This window comes from Pseudomonas sp. GW821-FHT09E12, assembly GCF_059416085.1.
In genome coordinates this window covers 55963-79351 of record NZ_JBWKOM010000003.1, presented here as the reverse complement: position 1 = coordinate 79351, position 23389 = coordinate 55963, and the positions used below count along the sequence as shown (strand labels likewise).

General features: G+C 60.2%; 19 protein-coding genes. 10 read left to right on the top strand and 9 right to left on the bottom strand.

Annotation, left to right across the window (positions count from 1 at the left end; translation table 11 throughout):
- Positions 1 to 44: 44 nt before the first annotated feature.
- From hsdR to AC07PQ_RS08855, 5 genes are all read left to right on the top strand, one after another.
- On the top strand, positions 45 to 2411 hold the full coding sequence (hsdR, locus tag AC07PQ_RS08875) for an EcoAI/FtnUII family type I restriction enzme subunit R (RefSeq protein WP_493185367.1): 2367 nt from the start codon (positions 45 to 47) through the stop codon (positions 2409 to 2411).
- 87 nt (positions 2412 to 2498) lie between these two features.
- Positions 2499 to 3968, top strand: a complete 1470-nt coding sequence (locus AC07PQ_RS08870; RefSeq protein ID WP_493185366.1) for a type I restriction-modification system subunit M — start codon at positions 2499 to 2501, stop codon at positions 3966 to 3968.
- On the top strand, positions 3965 to 5683 hold the full coding sequence (locus tag AC07PQ_RS08865; protein ID WP_493185365.1) for a restriction endonuclease subunit S: 1719 nt from the start codon (positions 3965 to 3967) through the stop codon (positions 5681 to 5683). Before AC07PQ_RS08870 ends, AC07PQ_RS08865 begins: the two co-directional genes overlap by 4 nt.
- Positions 5684 to 5717: 34 nt before the next feature.
- Positions 5718 to 6806: an endonuclease NucS domain-containing protein gene (locus tag AC07PQ_RS08860; protein WP_493185364.1), complete on the top strand. Its 1089-nt coding sequence runs from the start codon at positions 5718 to 5720 to the stop codon at positions 6804 to 6806.
- An 818-nt stretch (positions 6807 to 7624) separates the two neighbouring features.
- Positions 7625 to 8011: a DUF6124 family protein gene (locus AC07PQ_RS08855; protein ID WP_493185363.1), complete on the top strand. Its 387-nt coding sequence runs from the start codon at positions 7625 to 7627 to the stop codon at positions 8009 to 8011.
- Between the two features lie 141 nt (positions 8012 to 8152).
- On the opposite strand, the gene AC07PQ_RS08850 is transcribed toward AC07PQ_RS08855, so the two are convergent.
- The gene (locus tag AC07PQ_RS08850; RefSeq protein ID WP_493185362.1) at positions 8153 to 9391 is read right to left on the bottom strand and encodes an SGNH/GDSL hydrolase family protein; all 1239 of its coding nucleotides are present in this window, start codon (positions 9389 to 9391) and stop codon (positions 8153 to 8155) included.
- A gap of 109 nt (positions 9392 to 9500) precedes the next feature.
- On the opposite strand from AC07PQ_RS08850, the gene AC07PQ_RS08845 reads away from it, so the two are divergent.
- Positions 9501 to 10406 (top strand): LysR family transcriptional regulator, encoded by a 906-nt coding sequence (locus tag AC07PQ_RS08845; RefSeq protein WP_493185361.1) that lies wholly within the window; start codon positions 9501 to 9503, stop codon positions 10404 to 10406.
- A gap of 123 nt (positions 10407 to 10529) precedes the next feature.
- Here AC07PQ_RS08845 and AC07PQ_RS08840 read toward each other — a convergent pair whose 3' ends face one another.
- Positions 10530 to 11108 (bottom strand): methyl-accepting chemotaxis protein, encoded by a 579-nt coding sequence (locus AC07PQ_RS08840; protein WP_493185556.1) that lies wholly within the window; start codon positions 11106 to 11108, stop codon positions 10530 to 10532.
- A gap of 1796 nt (positions 11109 to 12904) precedes the next feature.
- On the opposite strand from AC07PQ_RS08840, the gene AC07PQ_RS08835 reads away from it, so the two are divergent.
- Positions 12905 to 14005: a polyamine ABC transporter substrate-binding protein gene (locus tag AC07PQ_RS08835; protein WP_493185360.1), complete on the top strand. Its 1101-nt coding sequence runs from the start codon at positions 12905 to 12907 to the stop codon at positions 14003 to 14005.
- Between the two features lie 39 nt (positions 14006 to 14044).
- Here AC07PQ_RS08835 and AC07PQ_RS08830 read toward each other — a convergent pair whose 3' ends face one another.
- The 3 genes from AC07PQ_RS08830 to AC07PQ_RS08820 form a co-directional block, all read right to left on the bottom strand.
- Positions 14045 to 15682, bottom strand: coding sequence for an ArnT family glycosyltransferase (locus AC07PQ_RS08830; RefSeq protein WP_493185359.1), 1638 nt, complete (start codon positions 15680 to 15682; stop codon positions 14045 to 14047).
- A gap of 177 nt (positions 15683 to 15859) precedes the next feature.
- Entirely contained in the window at positions 15860 to 16741 is an 882-nt protein-coding gene (locus AC07PQ_RS08825; RefSeq protein WP_007920810.1) for an alpha/beta fold hydrolase, read from the bottom strand.
- A 2-nt stretch (positions 16742 to 16743) separates the two neighbouring features.
- Positions 16744 to 17820, bottom strand: a complete 1077-nt coding sequence (locus AC07PQ_RS08820) for a sugar phosphate isomerase/epimerase family protein (RefSeq protein ID WP_493185358.1) — start codon at positions 17818 to 17820, stop codon at positions 16744 to 16746.
- Positions 17821 to 17950: 130 nt separating this feature from the next.
- Here AC07PQ_RS08820 and AC07PQ_RS08815 point away from each other — a divergent pair, with 130 nt between their 5' ends.
- Positions 17951 to 18556: a TetR/AcrR family transcriptional regulator gene (locus AC07PQ_RS08815; protein ID WP_007920808.1), complete on the top strand. Its 606-nt coding sequence runs from the start codon at positions 17951 to 17953 to the stop codon at positions 18554 to 18556.
- Between the two features lie 79 nt (positions 18557 to 18635).
- Here AC07PQ_RS08815 and AC07PQ_RS08810 read toward each other — a convergent pair whose 3' ends face one another.
- Positions 18636 to 18953: a hypothetical protein gene (locus AC07PQ_RS08810; protein ID WP_053259584.1), complete on the bottom strand. Its 318-nt coding sequence runs from the start codon at positions 18951 to 18953 to the stop codon at positions 18636 to 18638.
- Positions 18954 to 19295: 342 nt separating this feature from the next.
- Between AC07PQ_RS08810 and AC07PQ_RS08805 the strand changes: the two genes are divergently transcribed.
- Positions 19296 to 19850 carry a GNAT family N-acetyltransferase gene (locus tag AC07PQ_RS08805; RefSeq protein WP_493185357.1) on the top strand — a complete coding sequence of 185 codons (555 nt, stop codon included), beginning with the start codon at positions 19296 to 19298 and terminating at the stop codon, positions 19848 to 19850.
- A 6-nt stretch (positions 19851 to 19856) separates the two neighbouring features.
- Here AC07PQ_RS08805 and AC07PQ_RS08800 read toward each other — a convergent pair whose 3' ends face one another.
- Positions 19857 to 20201 carry a hypothetical protein gene (locus AC07PQ_RS08800; protein WP_007920795.1) on the bottom strand — a complete coding sequence of 115 codons (345 nt, stop codon included), beginning with the start codon at positions 20199 to 20201 and terminating at the stop codon, positions 19857 to 19859.
- Between the two features lie 270 nt (positions 20202 to 20471).
- Here AC07PQ_RS08800 and AC07PQ_RS08795 point away from each other — a divergent pair, with 270 nt between their 5' ends.
- On the top strand, positions 20472 to 21926 hold the full coding sequence (locus tag AC07PQ_RS08795; protein WP_493185356.1) for an ArnT family glycosyltransferase: 1455 nt from the start codon (positions 20472 to 20474) through the stop codon (positions 21924 to 21926).
- An 89-nt stretch (positions 21927 to 22015) separates the two neighbouring features.
- Here the strand turns inward: AC07PQ_RS08795 and AC07PQ_RS08790 are convergent, their stop codons facing one another.
- Positions 22016 to 22351: a hypothetical protein gene (locus tag AC07PQ_RS08790; protein ID WP_007920784.1), complete on the bottom strand. Its 336-nt coding sequence runs from the start codon at positions 22349 to 22351 to the stop codon at positions 22016 to 22018.
- A gap of 162 nt (positions 22352 to 22513) precedes the next feature.
- Positions 22514 to 23371: a phosphatase PAP2 family protein gene (locus tag AC07PQ_RS08785; RefSeq protein WP_493185555.1), complete on the bottom strand. Its 858-nt coding sequence runs from the start codon at positions 23369 to 23371 to the stop codon at positions 22514 to 22516.
- Between the last annotated feature and the right edge of the window lie 18 nt (positions 23372 to 23389).

Here is a 23389-nt window from a genome sequence, read left to right as displayed (position 1 = left end):
CCGGAATGGAGCGACCAGGCCGGTTTGAAAGGGAATTGGGGGTTATGGACAAAAAGTCGCTTTCCGAACGGGACATCTGCAGCAAATACATCGCCCCTGCCATTCAACAAGCTGGATGGGACATGCACAAGCAGGTGCGTGAAGAAGTCAGCTTTACCAAAGGCCGCATTATCGTCCGGGGCAAACTTCACAGCCGTGGCGAAGCACGCCGCGCAGACTTCATCCTCTACCACCAGGCCAACCTGCCTATCGCTGTGATCGAGGCAAAGGACAACAAGCACTCCGTTGGCTCCGGCATGCAACAAGCCCTGGGTTATGCAGAGGCCCTGGACGTACCGTTCGTGTTCTCCAGCAATGGCGATGGCTTCTTGTTTCACGACCGCAGTGGCACAGGCAGCCAGGTAGAAACCGAACTCACCCTTGATCAATTCCCCAGCCCTGCCGAACTTTGGCACCGCTACTGCCAGTGGAAGGGGCTGGATACGACAGCCCAACACAAGATCGAAGCGCCCTACTACGATGACGGCTCCGGGCGCATGCCACGCTACTACCAGATGAATGCCATCAACCGCACCGTTGAGGCTGTGGCGCGCGGCCAAGACCGTATCCTGCTGGTGATGGCTACGGGCACCGGTAAGACATACACAGCCTTCCAAATCATCTGGCGGCTGTGGAAATCGAAACAGAAGAAACGCATCCTGTTTCTAGCCGACCGCAACATCCTGGTCGACCAGACCAAGAACAACGACTTCAAGCCCTTCGGCCAGGCGATGACCAAAATCGCCAAACGCCAGATCGATACCTCCTACGAGATCTACCTGTCGCTCTATCAGGCTGTCACCGGCACTGATGAAGAGATGAATGTCTACAAACAGTTCTCCCGCGACTTCTTCGACCTGATCGTGATCGACGAATGTCACCGTGGCAGCGCCTCCGAGGATTCAGCCTGGCGTGAAATCCTCGATTACTTCTCCAGCGCCACCCACGTCGGCCTTACCGCCACACCGAAGGAGACCAAAGAGGTATCCAGCATCACCTACTTCGGTGAGCCGATTTACAGCTACACCTTGAAGCAAGGCATCGAAGACGGCTTTCTGGCCCCCTACAAAGTGGTGCGCATCGACTTCGATAAAGACCTGCAAGGCTGGCGGCCACCCAAAGGCATGCTCGATAAGAACGGCGAGCTGATCGAAGACCGCATCTACAACCTCAAAGACATGGACCGAACCCTGGTTATCGAAGCGCGCACCCAGTTGGTGGCGCAAAAAGTAACCGAGCTCCTCAAGGCCACCGATCCGTTTCAGAAAACTATCGTCTTCTGCGACGACATCAACCACGCCGAGCGCATGCGCCAAGCTTTGGTCAACCTCAACCCTGAACGCGTGGCCGAGAATCGCAAGTACGTTATGCGTATCACCAGCGATGACCAGGAAGGCAAGGCCGAACTGGATAACTTCATCAACCCGGAAGAGCGCTACCCGGTCATCGCCACCACTAGCAAACTGATGACCACCGGCGTAGATGCGCAGACCTGCAAGCTGATCGTGCTCGACCAGCACATCAAGTCTATGACCGAGTTCAAGCAGATCATCGGGCGTGGCACCCGCATCAACGAGGAGTTCGGCAAGTACTGGTTCACCATCATGGACTTCAAAAAGGCCACAGAGCTGTTTGCCGACCCGGCCTTCGACGGAGACCCAGTGGTGATCTACGCCCCAGAAGGCGATGACTCGCCCGTACCGCCGGATGATCCAATAGCCGATGAAGAAGGCATCAGCGCAGACAACGATAAGGAGGGCGATGACTCAGATCTAACCGGCGAGGACGAAGGCAAAAAACGCATCAGGTACGTCATCGACAACGTTCCATTTTATGTGGTCGCCGAGCGTGTGCAGTACTACGGCCCTGATGGCCGACTGATCACCGAGTCGCTGCACGACTACACCCGAACCTGCGTACAAAAGCAGTTTGCCTCACTGGATGACTTCCTCCGACGCTGGAGTGGTGCCGAGCAAAAGAAAGTCATCATCGAGGAGATGGCCGTCCAGGGCGTGATGTGGGAAGCCTTGGCCGAAGAAGTAGAAAAGAAACAGGGCAAGCCACTCGATCCATTTGACCTGATCTGCCACGTAGCTTTCGATCAGCCAGCTTTATCACGCCGCGAACGGGCTGAGCAGGTAAAAAAACGCAACTATTTCGCCAAGTATTCTGGCGCAGCCCGCCAGGTGTTGGAGGCGCTACTGGATAAATACGCCGATACCGGTATCGAGCATATCGAGGACATCAAAATCCTTCAGCTTGACCCCTTCAGCCAGATCGGTGCCCCTATCGAGCTGGTCAAAGCCTTTGGCGGCAAGGCGGGGTACACCAAGGCGATCCACGAACTGGAGGGCGAGCTTTACGCAAGCTAAGGGCTATACACCGACGACATGACAAAGCAGTCTCCTCCACTATCCGGTAGAATTTCGCCCCCCTGCGATACGTGTTGAGAGACCTTCATGTCCATTAGCTCCACCATCAAGTCCATCCAGGACATCATGCGCAAAGACGTTGGCGTAGACGGCGACGCCCAGCGCATTGGCCAGCTAGTTTGGCTGTTGTTCCTGAAGATCTTTGATGACCGCGAGCTGGAATGGGAGCTGATGGACGATAACTACCGATCGCCCATTCCCGAGAGCTGCCGCTGGCGCACCTGGGCCGCCGACCCGGAGGGCATGACCGGCGATGCGCTGAAAGACTTTATCGACAACAACCTGTTTCCCCAACTGCAGAACCTGCACGAGTACAGCAACACGCCCTCCGCCTTCGTGGTACGCAGCGTGTTTGAAGACGCTTACAACTACATGAAGTCCGGCCAGCTGCTGCGCCAGGTGATTAACAAGATTCAAGAAGGCGTGGACTTCAACAAAGCCCAGGAGCGTCACGAGTTCGGCAACCTCTACGAGCAACTGCTGCGCGACCTGCAGAACGCCGGTAACGCCGGCGAGTTTTACACCCCTCGTCCGGTCACCGAATTTATGGTGCGTATGGTCGATCCGAAGTTGGACGAAAAGGTTATGGACCCGGCCTGCGGCACCGGCGGCTTTCTCACCTGCACCATCGAGCACAAGCGCAGCCGTTACGTAAAAACCGCTGAAGACGAACGCACCCTGCAGGCCAGTATCTTCGGCGTAGAGAAAAAGCCGCTGCCGCACCTGTTAGCCACCACCAATATGATCCTGCACGGCATCGAGGTGCCCAACCAGATCCGCCACGACAACACCCTGAGCAAACCGCTAATCAGCTGGGGCCCGAGCGAGCGCGTGCACTGCATCGTCGCCAACCCGCCGTTCGGCGGCATGGAAGAAGACGGCATCGAAACCAACTTCCCCGCCGCCTTCCGCACCCGCGAAACCGCCGATCTATTCTTGGTATTGATTATGCAGCTGCTAAAAGATGGTGGCCGCGCCGCAGTAGTACTGCCAGATGGCTTCCTGTTTGGCGAAGGCATCAAAAGCCGCATCAAGGAAAAGCTGCTCACCGAGTGTAACCTGCACACCATCGTTCGCCTGCCCAACGGTGTGTTCAACCCTTACACCGGCATCAAGACCAACCTGCTGTTCTTCACCAAAGGCACGCCGACCAAACAGGTGTGGTTCTACGAGCACCAGTACCCGGCCGGCGTGAAGAACTACTCCAAGACCCGCCCCATGCGCATCGAAGAGTTCTCCGTCGAGGAGACCTGGTGGGGCAGCGAAGCCGATGGCTTTGCCGCACGGGTAGAGAACGAGTTCGCCTGGAAGGTCAGCGTCCAGGAGCTGCAGGCGCGCAACTGGAACCTGGACTGCAAGAACCCGCATATCGGCGAGCAGATCAGCCACGACCCTGACAAACTACTGCGCAGTTATTCCACGTTGCAAGGCGAAATCGGCGACCTGCGCGATCAGCTCAAGGCAGTGCTGGCCGAAGCCCTGGAGCGCCAGGTATGACAGTATTACTAACCGACAACCTGCCACTACTGGCCGGTGTACCCAATGGCATCAAGAAGCTTCGTGAACTGATCCTGGAATTAGCAATGCGAGGGAAGCTACTTCCACAAAACGCTGAAGATGAGCCCGCCGGCAAGCTGATTGCGAGAATAGTTGCTGAGAAAAAGATGCTGGCAGAAAAAGGCTTAATCAAGAACCCCAAAAAGCTTGCCGCAGTAGGCATTGATGAGATTCCGTATGATCTCCCTGGCGGATGGGCTTGGGAGCGCCTCGGAAATGTTGGCACCATCTTCAACGGGAACAGTATCAATTCCACAGAGAAAGAGGCTAAATTCACTGGGGTGGATGGCCTTCCCTACATAGCCACCAAAGACGTTGGATATGGACTAGATCCGTTAGACTATGAAAATGGAATCCGCATCCCTGATAGAGAATCAAAATTTAAAATAGCGCATACTGGCGCGATCTTAATTTGTGCCGAAGGAGGGAGCGCCGGCAAAAAGTGCGGGATCACTGAGAAGGACATTTGCTTCGGAAACAAGCTATTTGCTACCGAGCCCTATGGATCAATCCCCTCCCGACTGATTCTTTACTACTATCTAACACCGACTTTTCGACGTGCATTTGAACATGTAATGACCGGAATTATCGGTGGAGTTTCAATTGCAAAATTTGTTGAGTTACCTATACCGCTACCTCCTTTAGCTGAACAATATCGCATTGTTGCTAAAGTCGATGAGCTGATGGCCCTGTGCGACCGCCTCGAAACCCAGCACGCTGACGCCGAAAGCGCCCACTCCCAACTGGTGCAAGCGCTACTCAACAGCCTGACCCAAGCAAGCGACGCGACCGACTTCGCCGCCAACTGGCAACGCCTGTCCGAACACTTCCACACCCTGTTCACCACCGAACCCAGCATCGACGCCCTTAAACAAACCCTGCTGCAACTGGCTGTGATGGGTAAACTGGTACCGCAAGATCCAAGTGATGAGTCTGCGAGTGAGCTGCTTAAGCGCATTGTCGAGGAAAAGGCGCGATTGGTGGCGGAAGGCAAGCTCAAGAAACAGAAGCCGCTGGCAGAAATTGCCGATGCAGAGCTGCCATTTGGGGTACCCCAGTATTGGGCTTGGTCGCGAATTGGGGAGTTAGCACTCAACACAGAATATGGCCTATCTGAGAAAACCTCTGACCTACAAGACGGCGTGCCTGTCTTAAAAATGGGGGACATTCAGAGTGGCCAAGTTGTGCTCGGAGGGCAGATGAAGGTAAGCAGGGCAACAGAAGGACTGCCAGAGCTATATCTTGAGCACGAAGATCTGCTCTACAACAGAACCAATAGCGCTGAGCTGGTTGGTAAGACCGGCCTTTTCTTGGGTAGCGCGGATGAATTCACCTTTGCGTCTTACCTAATTCGTATTCGATGCCTGAAAAGTCTATTTTCCCCAGCCTATCTCAATATATCGATGAACACTCCGGCCTTCCGTGAAACCCAGATAAATCCGCACTTAAAACAGCAGTGCGGGCAGGCAAACGTAAATGGCACCATCATGAAAAATATGCTGGTATCGGTCCCGCCAATAGCTGAACAACACCGCATCGTCGCAAAAATCGATCAACTTATGGCCCTCTGCAATCAGCTGAAAGCCCGCCTAACCCAGGCTCGCCAACTCAACGAACAACTGGCTAGCACCTTGGTTGAGCAGGCAGTGGCATAGCGGCTCGCAGGCTGCATCACGTTAAGGACAACCCATGCCCATCAAAACGCAAATCTGGACGGTCGGTGGCCAACCCAGCCAGTTGCATGAGTGCATCCTGCCCAGCGAGCAATTGCTGGAAGACATGATCGTCAGCGCGCCACGATTGCTGTCGGAGGAGTGGATGCTGATCGGCCGTCAGGAAAGCACCGGACTGGGAGGGCGGATCGATCTGTTGGCCATCGCCCCGGATGCCTCCCTAGTACTGATCGAACTCAAGCGCGACCGCACCCCGCGTGATGTGGTGGCACAGGCGCTGGATTATGCCTCGTGGGTGGAAAAACTGGCCGCCGAGGATATTGCCGCCATCTACAAACGCTATCGCCAGAACGCCGATTTGGCGGCGGACTTTCAGGCCTACTTCGGCCTGCCGCTGGATGAAGAGGCGCTCAACCAAAGTCACCAGATCATCATCGTCGCGTCCGGGCTGGATGCCAGCACCGAGCGTATCGTGGCGTACCTCAGCGAGCGGGATATCGCCATCAACGTACTGTGCTTCCAGGTGTTCCAGCAGGGCGCGCAACAACTGATCAGCCGCTCCTGGCTGCTCGACCCGGTGGAAACCCAGGCCAATGCCAGCAACACTCGCAGCGATGGCCCGAGCGAGCCGTGGAATGGTGAGTTCTATTGCTCGTTCGGCCATAGTTCCACGCGTTCCTGGCTGGATGCGCAAGCCTTTGGTTTTATCTGTGGCGGTGGCGGCACTTGGTACAGCAACAGCCTGAAGATGCTCGCCCCCGGCGACCGGGTGTGGGTCAACATTCCGCAGCAAGGGTACGTTGGTGTCGGCCGTGTAACCGGGCGGGCCACAGCAGCGGCAGACTTCACCGTGCCCTACAACGGCGTCGACACGCCGGTGCTGCAAGCCGCCAAACGTGGTACCTACCACGCCGAATACAGCAACAACCCAGCGCTGTGCGAGTACTTCGTGCCTGTGGAATGGCTGCAGACCGTGCCGGTTGAACAGGCCATCAAGGAAGTCGGTCTGTTCGGCAACCAAAACACCGTCTGCCGCCCAACCACACCCAAGTGGCGTTGGACGATAGAGCGGTTGAAGGTGCGTTTGCTCAACAAGGCGCAATGATCATTCGACTCATTTGCGGACAAGCTATCGGCTCTGGCACCTAGCGATCTCAATCACCACCTGTAATCTGCTCAGCCAAACGGATAGCAAGTCAGGCGGACGGTCGCGAAATCATCCTGGCTAAAAAATTGGTGGATACGGCAGGCTCTATTCTTAGGCATGCCGAGCTTCCGACTCGTTGACAGGAAACAGACTAGGCACTCTGCTCAATTCGGGCCCACCCTAGATGATTTGGATAATCAGATATGACGATTCCCGAAACTTTACCTTGTGTTCAGAGCAAACGGCATTCCAAACGGTATTCCACGTAGCTAACAAGAATAATCAATAGGCCAGAAAATCAATCAGATAAACTTGAAATTCAAATCCCCCCGGCTCCACCAAACGAAGCACCAACAAAGCCCGCCTTGTGCGGGCTTTGTTGTTTCTGGCCTTAACGTTCCGCCACCATCGCCAACCGCACCCTCCCCGCGCTCATAGTGCCGAGCCTTCCTTCCCCTGAAGCAGCGTTAAGTCTCTTTCTATTGTGCGAACTTTCCTAGAAACTCCTAGCCGCTTGCGCCTGGTGTACCCGCTGGCTAGCCTCGATCTGTCACTGCAAATTCAGTGACCGGGTTTAGCAGCTCGACGTGGAACTAGGCGCATGGCGCCCCCATTACGTGGCGCTTTTTTTTGGCTCCGCTTTATGGCGGCCGTGCGCAGGGCACCTTCGGGTGCGCCGGGGTCCTAGTCACCGGTCTGCTAACCTGCGAACGGCCGCCACCCTATCGTTTAGCAGCGACGGTGATGGCTCCTATCTCTGTACTAGGAGTTACACCATGAAAAAGCTCGTCCCCGATCCTCCGTACACTTCCACTCGCAGCGTCAGAAACCTCGAACACGATCTGGCCAATCAGCACATCCGGCAGAAGCTGTCAGTTCAGCCTGCTGATGTGTCTCTGATTCAGTCGCTCAAAAAAACCGTCAGTATCCCGGTGAGTCGCGACTCCTTGTTCTCGGTTCGGGAAGGCATCAACGCCGAAGAAGCACTGCTCCATGTCTCCCTGCTGCTGAAAAGCGCCGAGGAGGTTTCCGATGAAATCACTGAGCGGGGCAGCGGCATCGAGCGCGGTTTGATCTGGTCTATGGTGCACTCGGTGGAGATGGCGCGGGCCGTGGTAGACGCCTTGCTCGATGGCAGTCGCCACACGCCATCGCTGAAATAGAACGCCCCGCGAACGCACGGCGCGGCAGCATGACCTGCCGCGCTGTTCCTTAATGACAAACCTGCGCATGTGGAAAACAGACACGGCCTGAACGGGCCTGGAATGCTGGCCGCATTCGAATTCAACGCCCCCGCCAAACACTCAAAAAAGCACCTCCAACTCCACCCCCTCCGCCATCGCCCTATTCCCGTCATCCCCCGGATGCAAGTGATCGCCCGAATCCACACGCGGCAACAACCGTGCTGGATGCCGCGGATCACGAGTCATCCGATCAAAATCAATCACCGCATCGAATGCCTGGCTGCTGCGAATCCATTGGTTGAGCGCCTGGCGCAGTTGTTCCTTTTGCGGGCTGTGGTAGTGCTCGATGATGCTGCCTTCCAGGGCGCCTTCGAAGGGCAGCAGCGTGGTGCCGATGATGCGCAGGTTGTGGCGATGCGCCTGGTCGATCAGTTGCCGATAGCCGGCGATCAGCTCGTCCAGTGCAGGCAAGGGTGCATTGGGCGCGAACGCGGTGCCGGGCCAGCTGATGTCGTTGATCCCCAGCATCAGCACCACGCTTTTCACCCCGGGTTTGCTCAGCACGTCGCGTTCGAAACGTGCCCGTGCACTGGCGCCCATGCCATCTTCAAGCAGGCGCGCGCCGGATATGCCGCCGTTGAGCACGGCGATGTTTTTGGCGGCCAGGCGCTGGGCGAGGAAGTCCGGCCAGCGGCGGTTGCTGTCCAGGGTCGAGCCGTTGCCGTCGGTAATGGAGTCGCCGAGCACCACCAGGGCGCGGCTGTCGGGCGCGGCGTCCACCAGGATGTCGCTGAGGAACAGCCGCGCTTCCGCTTGCCGCTCACCCGCTAACTGCTGAGTATCGACGTGGTTGCCCGGGGCGATAAACGCGGTTTGCTTGCCGTCCCAGTGGAAGGTGGTCAGCGGCGTGGGCTGCGGCAGGTACAGCGAGACCCGCAGCTCACCGAGGGCCGGCACCGCCAGCGCGACCGGGTCGCTGGTGCGGGTTTCACCTGGTGGGATGCTGACCTGTTCCTTGCCGCCAAACATCAGGATGTGCCCGGAACCTGCACGAACGGACTCCCCCTCCTCCATGGCCGCGACCCGCGCCGCGCCGATCAGCAGAGGTTGCTGGCCGTATTCGTTGGAAACCACCACCCGCACCCGGCTGCCACCGACGCTGACGCGCAGCTTCTGCTGGACGGTGCTGTCGGCCAGGGTTGCGGGAATCCGCGTGGGCAGCGGCAGCTCGTTGCCCCAGGTCGGTTGCGGGCTGGCCATCCAGGTGGTGAGCCAGTTGCCCTGGGCCAGGGCAGGACCTGCGGTAAGCAGGGCCGTGACTATCAGCGGCAGGGAAAAGCTTGAGTGCAGGGCTTTCATCCGGGTAGCTCCTTGAGGCCGTAAGGCTGAGGCGAGCCAGATTGCTCCATTCGAAATAACCGTGATAGAAGGCATAACTTCATACAGCCCATTCCGATATCGAATACCCATGGACAGTCTCAAAGCGATGCATTGCTTCGTCCGCGCCGTCGAGCTGGGCAGCCTGTCATCGGCCGCCCGGGAGCTGGGCAGCACTCAACCTACCGTCAGCAAGCTGGTGGCTGCCCTGGAACAGCAGTTGGGCACCCGCCTGCTCATCCGCGGCACCAGCGGGCTGACGCCCACCGAACAGGGCAAGCGTTTCTACGAGCGGGCGAAAGCCGTGCTGGAGGAATACAGCGAAGCGGTGGCCGAGGTGCGCGGCCTGACCGAGCGCCCCGAAGGCGTGCTGCGGGTTAACGTGCCAGTGAGCCTGGGGGTGTTGCACCTCAATGCCTTGCTGCTGGCGTTCATGGCGCAATACCCGGACATCGAGGTGGAACTGATCTTCAATGATCGCTTCGTCGACCTCACCGAGGAAAACATCGACCTGGCCCTGCGCCTGGGCGGTGACCTGCCGCCCAACGCCATCGCCCGGCGCATCGCCACGTCGCCGCGCTACCTGGTGGCGGCACCCGAGTACCTGCGCCAGCATGCGCCCTTGAACAGCCCGGCCGACCTCAGCGGCCACAACTTCCTACGCTTCGCCTGGCTGGCCGCAGGCGACCGCTTGGAGCTGAGCAGCCCCCACGGCGAGAAGGTCAGTGTCATCACCCAAGGGCGCTATAGAACCAACAGCTCGCTGGCCATTCGCGACGGCGTGCTGCAAGGCGCCGGTCTTTGCATCACTCCGGCCTGGCTGGTCAGCGACCTGCTGGACAGCGGACAGTTGGTGCGGGTCCTGCCCGACTGGAGCGGCCCGCCGAACGAGGCGTTCCTGATCTACCCCGAGCGCCGCTACCGGCCCCTGCGGGTGCGCTTGCTCATGGAGTACCTCGCCGAGCACATCGCACAGCTGCCCGGGTTCATACCCTGACCGCGGTAGAAGAACTACTCGGGCAAAGCCCGCCGAAACCACTCGTTTTTCCTGGAAGCAAAAACGCCCCGATTGAACGGCCATGACCATTCAACCGGGGCGTTTTCGATCCGCCATCGACCACTACAGGCGGAAGCTGCCCATCTGTTGCGTCAACTCATCGCTCACCCGACGCAAGGTCTGGCAGTCCTGCTGGCAACGCAAGGTTTCACTGGAGGTGGAGTGCGCCAAGTCGGCGATCCCCTGAACGTTGCGGTTGATTTCCTCAGTCACCGAAGACTGCTCCTCGGTCGCCGTGGCCACCTGGCTGTTCATGTCGCTGATCTGCTCGATCTGGGCAGCGATCGCCTCCAGCGACTGGTTGGTTCGCTGGCTGGCCTGCACCCCGGTCTGCGTCGCCGCCTGGCCGGCACGCATCGAGTTCACGGCCGTTTCCGCCCCTTGCTTGAGCCCCAGAATCATCTGCTGGATTTCATCGGTCGAATTCTGGGTGCGCCCCGCCAGGGTCCGGACTTCATCGGCCACCACGGCAAACCCTCTGCCCAACTCACCGGCCCGCGCCGCCTCGATGGCGGCGTTCAGGGCCAGCAGATTGGTCTGTTCGGAAATGCCACGAATCACCGCCAACACCTGATCGATGGACGCTACGTGATCGGCCAGTTCCCCCACCGAATGGTCCGCGGTACCAATTTCCAGCGCCATACGCTCGATATGCGCGGTGGATTCGCCGACGATGCCGCTGGCCTGGTGCGCTTCCTGCCGCGCCGCATGCGACGCCTGGGCCGCCCCGTTGGCATTGCGGGCAATTTCCTGGACAGTCAGGCCCATTTCATGGACCGCCGTGGCCACCAGGTCGGTCATCTCGTGTTGTTGAGTGGCCCGGGCCGCGGTGTCTTCCACCACCTGGGCCACCTGGGCGACCGCGACACGCAACTGCTCGCTGGTTCCGGTCGCCGCGCCGATCAGCCCTCGCAGTTTATCGGTCATCACTCGCACGCTACCCAGGGCGCTTTTTTGTGGCGCATCGGGAATCGACACCCCCAGATTGCCGGCCGCGATCTCGTTCAACACCCGATCGAGCTCGGTGGGAGCGCCTCCCAGTTGCTCCAGGATCTGCCTGCGCCCCAGGTAGATCAGCAGGCCGACCTCCCCGATCAGCATCAGCAAGACCGCCACGAACAGGTTCTGCGCAACATCCAATGCATGGTTCGCCCGGGTCACTTCGGCCAGGGTCCGACTTTCCATCAACCCGAAAAAGTCGTCCACCGGTTTCATGATCTGTGCCTTGAAGGCATGGTATTGCGGGCTGTGCACCAGCGTGCGGGCCAGGGCGAGATCGGGTTCGCCGGCCACTGTGTAATTGCCCTGGGCATCGGCGAACTTGCCCTTGACCGCGTTCATCGCCTTGACTTCAAGTTGTACCAGGCTGTCGGAATTGTTCTGTGCCTCCTGGAGCTTGGCGAACTCTTCCTCGGTGAACCCTTCTTGCTTCATCAACGTTTGCAACGCCACCGTTTCTCCATCAGGGCGAGGCTGGGTATTGCCCGCGGCGACAAAGTCCCAGTAGATGCGGTGATAGTCTTTCGGACGTGGTGCCTTGCCATTGCGAATGTCCAGGATCTTCAGATATTCGCGCTCGTATTCCGGGTTCGCCGTTACCACATAAGTACGCCCCAGGCGTGTCAGGTCATCGGAGCTCTGACGCATTTCATCGGCCAATAGGTAGGACCGATAACGTTTTTCGCTAACCTCGCGAGCATCGCTCGCCGATTGCTTGAGGGCCATGAAGGTATATAGCAGGCCTGCAAAAGTTGCGACTATCACAACTAACGTGTACTGGATCGCTCTCGAACTACTGGCTGTTTTCATTTTTATTATTCCTGATACTGCAGATTTTTATGCAAGAACGGCAAAAGCTAAAAGTACGTTTTTTGACAGCGCTTAATACTTGGCGAGGTAACCGCTACGCTCCTTTCAATACTTTTAACCTTCCCTGAAAACCTCCCCTTCATCGTGGTGCATGATGCTCCCGACGCTGCCACTCTACGCCGAATCCTGATACCGGAAGCAGAATCGAACAAAAATCTCACACAGGTATTTCCTTATGGAAAAAACCAGAAAAACCCGTAGCGCTAGTTGGATCCAATTTTCTTCAAGCGATATAAACGACATGCACAGGCATGCTGTTTTTCACCTGAAAAACAAAGTCCGTATTGTTCTCTCCAAGATAATCGTCGTGGCGCCGCTTATCTTTAACCGCATTGCATCCCGCTCGTCCGGACACTGATCAATGGCCATCCCGATCCCCTTTTGGCCAACCCCGTGCTGTGAATCACAAGCACCCTCGGCAAGAATCGAACCCGGACCACCGACTCGAGTGACCTACGCTGTCACCACAACCGCCCTTGTGAACCTTGACCCTCTTTGTCCTTTGCCTTTCAAGGACCGCCTGCCGCGTACAGAACATAAAAACCATCGCCACGCTGGGGAAACCATTCATGGCCACTATGAAACGCATACTGAGTGCCACCGTTTGTGGGCTGTCGCTGCTGGCCGGCGCGGCACAGGCCGAGCAGCGCGAGCTGCGGGTGTACAACTGGGCCGACTACATCCTGCCGTCGGTGCCCAAGGACTTCGCCAAGAACAGCGGCATCAAGGTCACCTGGGACACCTTCGACACCAACGAATCCCTCGAAGCCAAGCTGCTGACCGGCAACTCGGGCTACGACCTGGTGGTGCCGTCGAACCAGTTCCTCGACACCCAGATCAAGGCCGGGGTGTTCCAGAAGCTCGACAAGTCCAAGCTGCCCAACTGGAAGCATCAGGACCCCGAGCTGCTCAAGCTGCTGGACAGCAACGACCCGGGCAACCAGTACGGCGTGCCCTACATGTACGGCACGGTGCTGATCGGCTTCAACAAGGCCAAGGTCAAGGCCGCGCTGGGCGACAACGCGCCGGTGGACAGCTGGGACCTGGTGTTCAAGCCAGAGTACATGGAGAAGCTCAAGTCCTGCGGCGTGGCCATGCTCGACTCGCCGTCGGAAATCCTGCCACTGGCCCTGCATTACCTGGGGCTGGACCCCAACAGCCAGAACCCGCAGGACTATGAAAAAGCCAAGGATCTGATGCTGAAGATCCGCCCCTACGTCACCTACTTCAACTCGGCCAAATACATGACCGATATCGCCAACGGCGACATCTGTGTGGCCATCGGCTACTCCGGCAGCTTCTACCAGTTCGGCAATCGCGCCAAAGAGGCCGGCAACGGCGTGGTGGTGGACTGGCGCCTGCCCAAGGAAGGCGCGCCGATCTGGTTCGACACTTTCGCCATTCCCAAGAGCGCGAAGAATGTCGCCGAGGCCCATGAGTTCCTCAACACCCTGCTGGACCCGAAAGTCATCGCGCCCATCAGTGATTTCCTCGGTTACCCCAACGCCAACAAGGATTCGATTGCCCTGATCAACAAGGAGATCACCGGCAATACCGACCTGACGCCAACCCCCGAAGCCCTGAAGAAGCTCTATGTGGTGCAGCCGCTGCCGCAAAAGCTGGAGCGCGTGCGGACTCGGGTCTGGACCAGCATCAAGTCGGATAAATAATCCGCCCTCAGGCAGCACCGCCCTGGGGCTGCCTGGCCTTCACTTCAGCTCGAACACCAGGCAGGGATTGTCATTCAAGCGCCCCTCGAACACCGGGGTCGCCTGTTCCAGCGCAGTTCCCGTCAACAATGCCCGATCCTTGCGCGCCAGGATCACCCAGGCCGGACGCGGCAACGACGCCAGCGGCGACAGATCGTCCTTGCCGATAAACCGCGGCTGCTCATCGTGGTCCAGGTTCATCATGTAGCGCACCGCCCAGGTGTCTTTGCCCAGGTTGAGAAACACCAGGGTGCCGCGGTCCTCCCCACGCAGTTGCTCGACCTGCCCGACAAAACCCCGGGTGGCGAATTGCAGGTCCTTGGCCGGCTCGATCACCTTCACCAGCAGCCACCACTGCGCCGCCAGGGCCAACAGGCTGAGCAGCACCAGGCGCCGCCCGGGCGCATTGCGAGTGGTTTGCCAGCCATGCAGCGCCAGCACCTGCAGGCCGAAAAACACCGCCATCATCAGCGGCAATGACAGCGCCGGCCAATAACTGTGTTTCTGCCAACTGTGCCGACAGACCAGCAGCACCACGGCGCACAAGCCCGGCAACAGCACCACCAGGCCGAGATAAAACCAGCGCACCCTGAGCAGCCAGCGCTGCGGATGGAGCAGGCCGTAAGCCGCGACCGCCGCGAACATCGGCACCATGGGCAGGATGTAATAGGCACGCTTGAAGTGCGGCACCGACAAGCCGAGCAGGATCATCAATCCACAGGCGCCCAGGCATGCCAGCAGTTGCAGCTTGTCGTCCGTGTGCCGCATGGACCATTGCCGACGCAGCACGAACAGCGTCGCCAGCGCCAGCGGCACCACCGGGAAGTACCGGTAGAGGCTGAGCTGAAAGTAGAAATACAGCGGCTCGCCGCTTTCATCGAGGCGCCCGCCGACCTGCATCTGGTAGACCTGTCGGGCGAAGGCTTCGCCGCCACTGAACTGCGCCAGTTGCATCAACGCCCACCAGCAGGCAGCCAGCAGGATCAGGCCGATCAGCCCATGGGCGAGTACCTTGCTCAGCAACCGCCAGCCGTCACCCGGTGCCCGGCAAATACTCAATGCCCAGTAGGTGCAGGCCACGCCGCAGACCTCGATCAGCCCCAAGGGGCCGCGGATAGCGAAGGCGATGACGAACAGCGGAAAAATCGCGTACTGGCGCCATTTGGAACCCAGCTGCTCGCCGCTGTGCAGCAGGTAAAAACAGCCCAGGCACAGCAGCGAGACCATCTGGTCCAGGCATACCGAGCGCGACTTCTCCAGCCACTGGGTGGTCAGCGCCGTGAGCAGCACCGCCAGCAGCGCCCAGGTGCGGTCGAACGGCGCCAGCAGGCGGTACAGCAACGCCAGCACCCCGGCCGAGGCCAGCGCCGTGGGCAGGATATTGGCCAATTCGTTAGGGGCGCCGAACAGCTGGGCAAAGCCATAGCTGAACAAGGTGGCGGTGCCCGGATAGTCCGGGTAAGGCTCGCCGTAGGTGGTGGGGAACAGGCTCGCGCCGTGGCGGAACATCTCCTGCAGGAACAACCACCAGCGCCCGTCGAAGCCTTGCGCTGGCTGGTCCCAGATGCCGAAAGTGAACAGGAACAAAGCGAGCAGAAAGACGCCCAACATCTCGATGCGAATGCGGTGGTGGTCCATGGATGATCCGTCAGAGGGTGCGTTGCCCGAAGGCTTGGGCATGCCGGCTGCCATGTTGCAGCCGCAGGCCCTGAACCATCCCTGAACAGGCCGCAAAAAATCCCGGCCCGTCCATCAGCCCTACTCGCAAAGACAGGCTGGCGTCCCACTCCCTCCTGATCGCTCAGCCTGGCGTACTCAGTCCTCCTGCCGCAGAAATGGCAGCAGATGAGCAATAAAGGCCTCGGGCGCCTCCTCGGTAATGAAGTGACCACACCCCGGCACTATCGCCCCCTGAAGTCTCAGGGCATTGCCCTTCATCGTCAGCAACGGCGCATCGTTAGTGGCATGTTCGGCGCCAATCGCCAGGACCGGCATTGCCAGTGGGCGGCTGGCACGCTCGCGGTTCTGCCGGATGCTCTCGGGGATGGCCCGGTAATAGGCGAACCCGCCCCGCAGCCCACCGGGCACCGAGTAGGCTTTGACATAGGTCTGGACCGCGACCCGCTCCTGATGCACCGACCACTTTTCGAACATGTAGGCCAGGTACTGCGCCTCTCGCCCGGCGATCAGCATCTCCGGCAAGTCCTGCAACTGGTTGAACATGAAGTGCCAGAGAAAGATGTTCTGCCCCGCAGGCGCGAAGATCGTCGGCGCCTCGGCCAGGCCGGGAATCACCGCCTCCGTCAGGGCCAGTTTCTCCACCGCCTGCGGATAGTCGCAGGCCAGCGCGTAGGCCACCCACATGCCGACATCGTGCCCCACCACCGAGTACTGGCTGTAACCCAGTTCCAGCATCAAAGCCTGCAGACGAGATGCCGTGGTGCCGGTGTCGTAGCCCTGCTCGGGGCGATCGGACAAGCCCATGCCGGGCAGGTCGACCGCGATCGCCCGGTAACCCTGCCCGGCCAGCGCCTGCATGACATGGCGCCAGGTGAACCAGGTCTGCGGCCACCCGGGGATCAACAGCACAGGCTTGCCCTGGCCCTCACTGACATAGTGAATGCGCCCGCCGTCCACCTGTACGTAGCCATGGCGGTAATCACGCCCGGCAAAAGCCTGCTGCTCGAAAAGATCCATACTCAGCGTCCTTGATGGGAGGGCTGGGCAATGCCCAGCAGTCGGTTGATCTGGGCCTGGTCCAGCGGCGCGCCGGCGAAGTCGTCGAAGACTTTGTCCGTCACCTGGATGATGTGCTCATTGATAAAGGCCACGCCTTCGCGCGCGCCCTGCTCCTGGTCTTTCAGGCAGCACTCCCATTCCAGGGTCGCCCAGCCGGCATAGTCATAAAGCGCCAGCTTGGAAAAGATCCCCTTGAAATCCACCTGCCCGTCGCCCAGCGACCGGAACCGCCCGGCCCGCTCGGCCCAGGGCTGATAACCGCCGTAAATGCCCTGGCGGCCGGTGGGATTGAACTCGGCGTCCTTCACATGAAACATGCGAATGAACTCGTGGTAGATATCCAGGTAGTCCAGGTAATTGAGTTGCTGCAGGACGAAATGGCTGGGGTCGAAGAGCATCTTGCAGCGCGGGTGGTTGCCGACCCGCTCCAGGAACATCTCGAAGCTCACGCCGTCATGCAAGTCCTCGCCCGGGTGGATCTCGTAGCACAGGTTCACCCCCTGCTCGTCACAGGCGTCGAGAATCGGCAGCCAGCGCTTGGCCAGCTCATTGAACGCCGAGTCGACCAAGCCTTCCGGGCGTTGTGGAAAGGGAAAGAAATAGGGCCAGGCGAACGAGCCGGAAAAGCTCCCCATATCGCTGAGCCCCAACCGGCGCGAAGCCTTGGCGGACAGTTTCAGCTGTTCGAGGGCCCACTGGGTCCTGGCGTCACTGTCGCCCCGCAGAGCCGCCGGGGCGAAGCCATCGCACAGGCTGTCGTAGGCGGGATGCACGGCCACCAACTGGCCGAACAGGTGGGTGGTCAGTTCGCTGATCACCAGCCCGTGTTCGGCCAGGGTGCCGCTGACCTCATCGCAATAATCCTGGCTGCTGGCCGCCAGGCGGACATCGAACAACCGCTCGTCCCAGGCCGGTACTTGAAGCGCCTTGAACCCCAGCCCCGCCGCCCATGCGGCAATGGCGGGCAGGGTATTGAATGGCGGTGCCGCATCACTGAATTGAGCCAGGTGCAGGCTCGGTCCCTTGAGGGTTTTCATGGTTAACGCCCTATTGTTTGTCGTTCGACAAACAATAGGGCTGCCCTCGACACCCCGTCAATACGATGGCTTGATTTTTTTGTCGATCGACCAATAATTGGCAGCACTCCCTTTGCATCGAGAACTGGACATGGCTGGCAGACCCCGCGAATTCGACCGAAAGCAGGCCCTGTACAAGGCGCGTGATGTGTTCTGGCAGCGCGGCTTCGAGGCCACTTCCATGTCCGATCTGGTGGACGCACTGGGCATTGCCTCGGCGCGCATCTATGCGGCCTTTGGCTCCAAGGAAGCGTTGTTTCGCGAAGCCATAGAAGTCTACGAGTCGGGCGACGGTGCCTTTGCCGACGCGGCCCTGGGCGACGACATCAGTGCCCGCGATGCCATCGAACGCATGCTCAGGGAAGCCGTCGAACTCTATACCCAGCCCGACCGGCCCCTGGGCTGCATGGTGGTGTCCTCCGCCACCAATTGCTCGGCGGACAACGACGGCATCAGAGAATGGCTGGCCGAACACCGTCGCGACAGGACCCGCTCTATCATCGAGCGCCTGGAGCAGGCCGTGCGCGCTGGCGAGCTGCCCAAGCGCACCGACGTGATGTCCCTCGGGGACTGCTATGCCACGGTGCTGCATGGGCTGTCGGTGCAGGCCCGGGATGGCATCGGCAGGTCGCGCCTATTGGCGATGATTCCCATGGCCATGGCGGCCTTCGATGCGCAAACCGAAGCGGCCACTTAACACTTGCGAGCAGCCAATCGCGGACAAAAAAACGGCCCGGCGGGATCACCGCCAGGCCGTATTCGAGTCATTGCGCGAGTTACAGAAAGACCGCCGAGAGCATGCCCAGCGCGCCCAAGCAACAGCCGATCAGCGTGCCGCGCCCCGGCACCTCACGGAACACCGACCAGATCACCAGCGGTTCGAGCAGCAACAGCGAGGTCACCGACACCACCGTGATCATCCAGATATCGCCAACCGCCAAATAGCCCAGCCAATAGGCGCCAATCAGGCAGATACCGGCGAAACACATGATCAGTACAGGCAACGCCAGGTCCGGCCATGACGTGTTGCCCGTATGCGCCAGGCGGGCGGCAACCACTTCGCTGTAGATCGCGCAGAACTCACCCAGCACCATCAGCCCTACAGCAGAAACTCCGAGTAATTCTTTGGACATATGACAAACCCCTTGGTATTGAGAGCCAGATTTTTCAGCTCCCAGGCAGCAATGGCTCCGCTGACGGAGCCGCCATGACGATGCCGAGGGGTTTGCTCTAATTCAGTGACCGTAAGGAACCTGAACATGTCCATCTCCTGCGTGGTGGGTGGTACGGGCGCCCGCGAACGCCATGGACGATTGCGGGCCGCTCTCTGTATAGGGTATTTCCGGGGTGGTCGACACGCGTTTTTTGTAGAGTTTGTGTGTGTTGTCGCGATGACACCCCGGCAAGCCTTTGTCCTCCTTATTCGAGATGCATCCATGGCCCTCCTTGAACTCCACAGCGCCCGCCTCGACCTGGTGGTGCTGGCCCCGGCCCAGGCCGAACTCGAAAGCGCCTACCACCTGGACAACCAGCAGCACCTGGCGCCCTGGTCGCCGTTACGACCTGCCCACTACTACAACCCCGAACAGGTACGCCTGCGCCTGGAACAGCAGGCGGTCGCCTATGGTTTTGGCAATGCCGTGCATTTCGCCCTGCTGGAAAAGGCCAGCGGCCAGATGATCGGCACGTGCAATTTCACCGGGATCATGCGCGGGGCGTTCCAGGCCTGTTACCTGGGTTATTCCCTTGCCGCCGCCCGTCAGGGCCGGGGCTTGATGCACGAGGCGCTGCAGACCGCCATCGGCCATATGTTCGACGAGTTGAAGCTGCACCGGATCATGGCCAACTACATCCCCGACAACCAGCGCAGTGCTGCATTGCTGGAACGCCTGGGGTTCGAGCGCGAAGGTTATGCCAGGGCCTACCTGCAAATCGCCGGGCGCTGGCAGGATCATGTGCTCACCGCGCGGGTCAACGACGCCCTGGTGTGACTGGCGCTACTCGGCCCGGAAGTTCCAGACGATCTCCACCACCCGCACCGCCAATACCAGGTACACCAGGAACAGCGCGACCTGCAGCAGCCGGTGATAGGGCAGCCTGGCCAGCCGGCGCAGGCCGTCGCTGACATTGAGCAGCATCAGCAGCGCCGACACCCCGATCAACCCCCATCCGGTCAGGCCGGAGCCGAACAGGCCCAGGAACAGGTGGTGGTCGCTGTGCAGCGCATTGGTCCCGGCGGCGAACAGCAAGGCGCAGACCAGCAGGTTCTTGACGTTGTCGAAGACCCGCGTGTTCAGGTCACCGTCCAGCAGATCCAGATACTTTCGCCATAGTTTGCGCATGTTCAAGGCACCTGTTCAGCCGCAGGAAAGAAAGACGCCCAGGGCGTTTTCAAAGATCAATCACCCGCAGGGCGCACCTCCCAGCGTAGTGACGATTGCCACAACCTGCTTGCGGTCGTTCAACCCCATGCGGTGCACCCCGTTCAACAAGGAAAACAGGCAGGAGCCTGCTGTTACCCAATCCTCCCTCGTTCACGATTTGTTAAGAATCACCTCCGTATACTCGGAGCGCCTGATCCTCCCCGGCGCAACCTCTTCGGCAGTCCCCTCATGTCGCGACCCGCACCGCTGTTGCTTCTGCTTGCCGCCCTGCTGTTCTTCTTCGCCCTGGGCAACCACCAGTTGCAGGGCTCCACCGAAGCCCGGGTCGCCGGGATCGCCATGCAGATGCACCTGGACGATGACTGGGTGACGCCGCGCCTGTTCGGCCAGCCCTTCCTGGAAAAACCGCCGCTGAGCCTGTGGCTCGATGCCAGCGCCATCCGCGTATTCGGTGGCACGCCGTGGGCGGTGCGCCTGGCCTCGGCCTTCGCCGGGCTGTTCAGCGTGATGCTGCTGTACGCCATGCTGCGCCGCTTCGGCCGCCCGCCAGCGGTGGCCTGGGTGGCCGGCGCCATGCTGGCGACCATGGCCAGTTACTGGGGCAATGTGCGCGGGGTCGGTGAAGACGCCCTGCTCAGCCTCGGCGTGACCCTGGCGCTGCTGGCGTTTTTCCAGACGCAACGGCGCCAGGCCGAACGCCAGCCGGCCCCCCTGGGCTGGCTGCTGTTCGCCCTCGGCATCGCCATCGCCACCCTGAGCAAGGGCGTGCTGGGCCTGGCGATGCCGGGCGTGGTGATCTTCGCCTGGCTGCTGGCCGACAGCCTGATCGAAAAGCGCTTCGCCCTCGGCCACTGGCTCAAACCCGCCCTGCTGACCCTGCTCGGCCTGGTGCCGCTGCTGATCTGGCTGTATTTCCTGTACCAGCGCGGGGGCCTGCAAGCCCTGGGCGAAGTGCTGTGGACCAACAGCGTCGGGCGCTTCGATGGCTCCTTTGTCGAGGCCGGGCACTACGAGCCCTTCTATTACTACCTGGCCAAGCTGCCGCAAGCCTTCCTGCCGTGGAACATCCTGGTCTACCTGGGCCTGTGGCACTTTCGCAAAAGCCTGGTGAAAAACCGCTACCTGCTGTTTTTCAGCCTGTGGCTCGTGGCCCAGTTCACCCTGCTGTGCCTGGCGTCGAGCAAGCGCACCGTGTACCTGATGTCGCTGACCCCGGCCGCGGCGGTGCTGGCGGCCGAATACGCGGCAGTGCTGTACGAACGCCTGCGCCAGCGCGCCGCGGGCGATGGGTTCTGGAGCGTCGTGGGGCGTCGGCGCCGCGGCCTGGCCATAGGCGTGCTGACGCTGGTGGTGTGCAGTTACCTGGTGGCCGCGCAGTGGGCCGCGCCACGCGCCGATCGCCAGCTGTCCTTTGTGCCGCTGATCAGCGAGATCCAGACGCTACAGGCCGCCGGGAAACAGGTGGCGCTGTATCAGGCCAACGAACGCGCGGCCGGCGCCAGCGTGTTCTACACCCAGAGCCTGCTCAAGGACGTGCAGACCGAGGCCCAGCTGAATGAATTTCTCGGCACCTCGCCGAACAACGTGGCGGTCATGGCCCTGCAGGAAGACCCCAAGCCACCGCTCAAGGTACTGAAGAAGGTCACGGTCAGTCGCCAGGCCTACTACTTTGTCGGCCACTGACCGGCACAGTGAGCGCCCATAAAAAAGGCACCCTCATGGGTGCCTTTTTTTATCTCGTCGCCAGGCTTTCGCACCGGCGCCGGCATGGCTCACTGAACGGTTTTCAGCTTGACCACATCGCCGGAGACCTTGGTGGTGTAACCGCTCAATACCCAGGCCCAGAACCAGTTTTCCTGGATCTGGGTGTTGATCATTGCGTCACCGCCCTTGGCCTGGATGGCCGCGGTCTGGGCGCGGACGAAGCGGTTGTTCTGCCGGATCGGGATGACCCCGAACAGCATGATGCCGGTAGCCGTTGCTTCGCTGTGACCGACCACGGTGTACTGGCTACTATCCAGTTGCTGAGTTTTCATCGCGGTGCCGGTGCAGCCAGCCAGGGCCAGGACAACCAGCGCAGAGGCGACGATTTTGCTCAAGTGTTTCATGCATGACTCCATAAACCAGGAACCCGGGAACTCTTTTCTCCGGGGCGCGCACCCTAACAGTTCTGGTCACCCAAAAAACATCGGCAAGCGCCAAAAATTGCGCCGGGGCCCTCTCCCGCCAGGCGCCTGGCACTGACGATTCAGTCAGCTACTGAAGCACCGTTATCGGTCCGCCGCCGCGATCGGCGCCGCGGACTGCCCGGCCCCCGGCTCACTGTGCGCCAGCACCGGCTGCTCCAGGCGCGCGCGGCCATAAAACAGCAGCGCCGTCAGCAGGCAGGTGAGCCACACCACGATTCCCGCCCAGAAGGTATGGGACATGTAATGCCAGCCCTGCAGCACCCGGGTGGTGCCATAGACGAAACCCAGCAGCAGCGAGCCGTACAGCAGCGTCTTGGCGTGGCGCCAGCGATAACGCCGGGCCACGAAGTACAGCGCCAGCATGGTGAAACCGCCCGAGGCATGGCCGCCCGGCCAGCAGCGGCCGTCACCGGCGGTCTTCAACAGCTCGAAGTTCTCATACCACTCCTTGTGCTCGATCTTGCCGGCGTACTGGGTGGTTTCCACCGGGCAGTACACGCTGGTGTGGCCCTTGAGGTAGTGAATCGCCCCAGTGCAGAGGGCGAAGGCCACCACCACGAACAGCAGGTCCCGGCGATGGCGCGCGGTAAAACGCAATACTGGCGCCACGCGGAGCTTCTCCAGCAGGGCCTTGCCGCGGCCGAACCTTGCGCCCTTGAACAGCGGCCAGACAAACGACAGCAGCAGCCCGATCAACGCCAGCTCGCCGGTCCAGTTGGGGATGATCCGCGCCCACTTGTGGGTGATCTTCTCGAACAGATGGGAGTGATCCAGCGGGAAGGTCTGGCTCAGCGGATCGAAGAACAGGTCGCTGAAGGCGATGTCGATCCGGGTCATGTCGAACATCAGGAACACCAGCGCCGCGCACAGCAGCGGCAGGCCGAGGTTCCATTTATAAAAGCTCCAGGCCGTAAAGCGGGGACGGGAAAACGCCGGCATAGTCAGAGTCTCGGACAA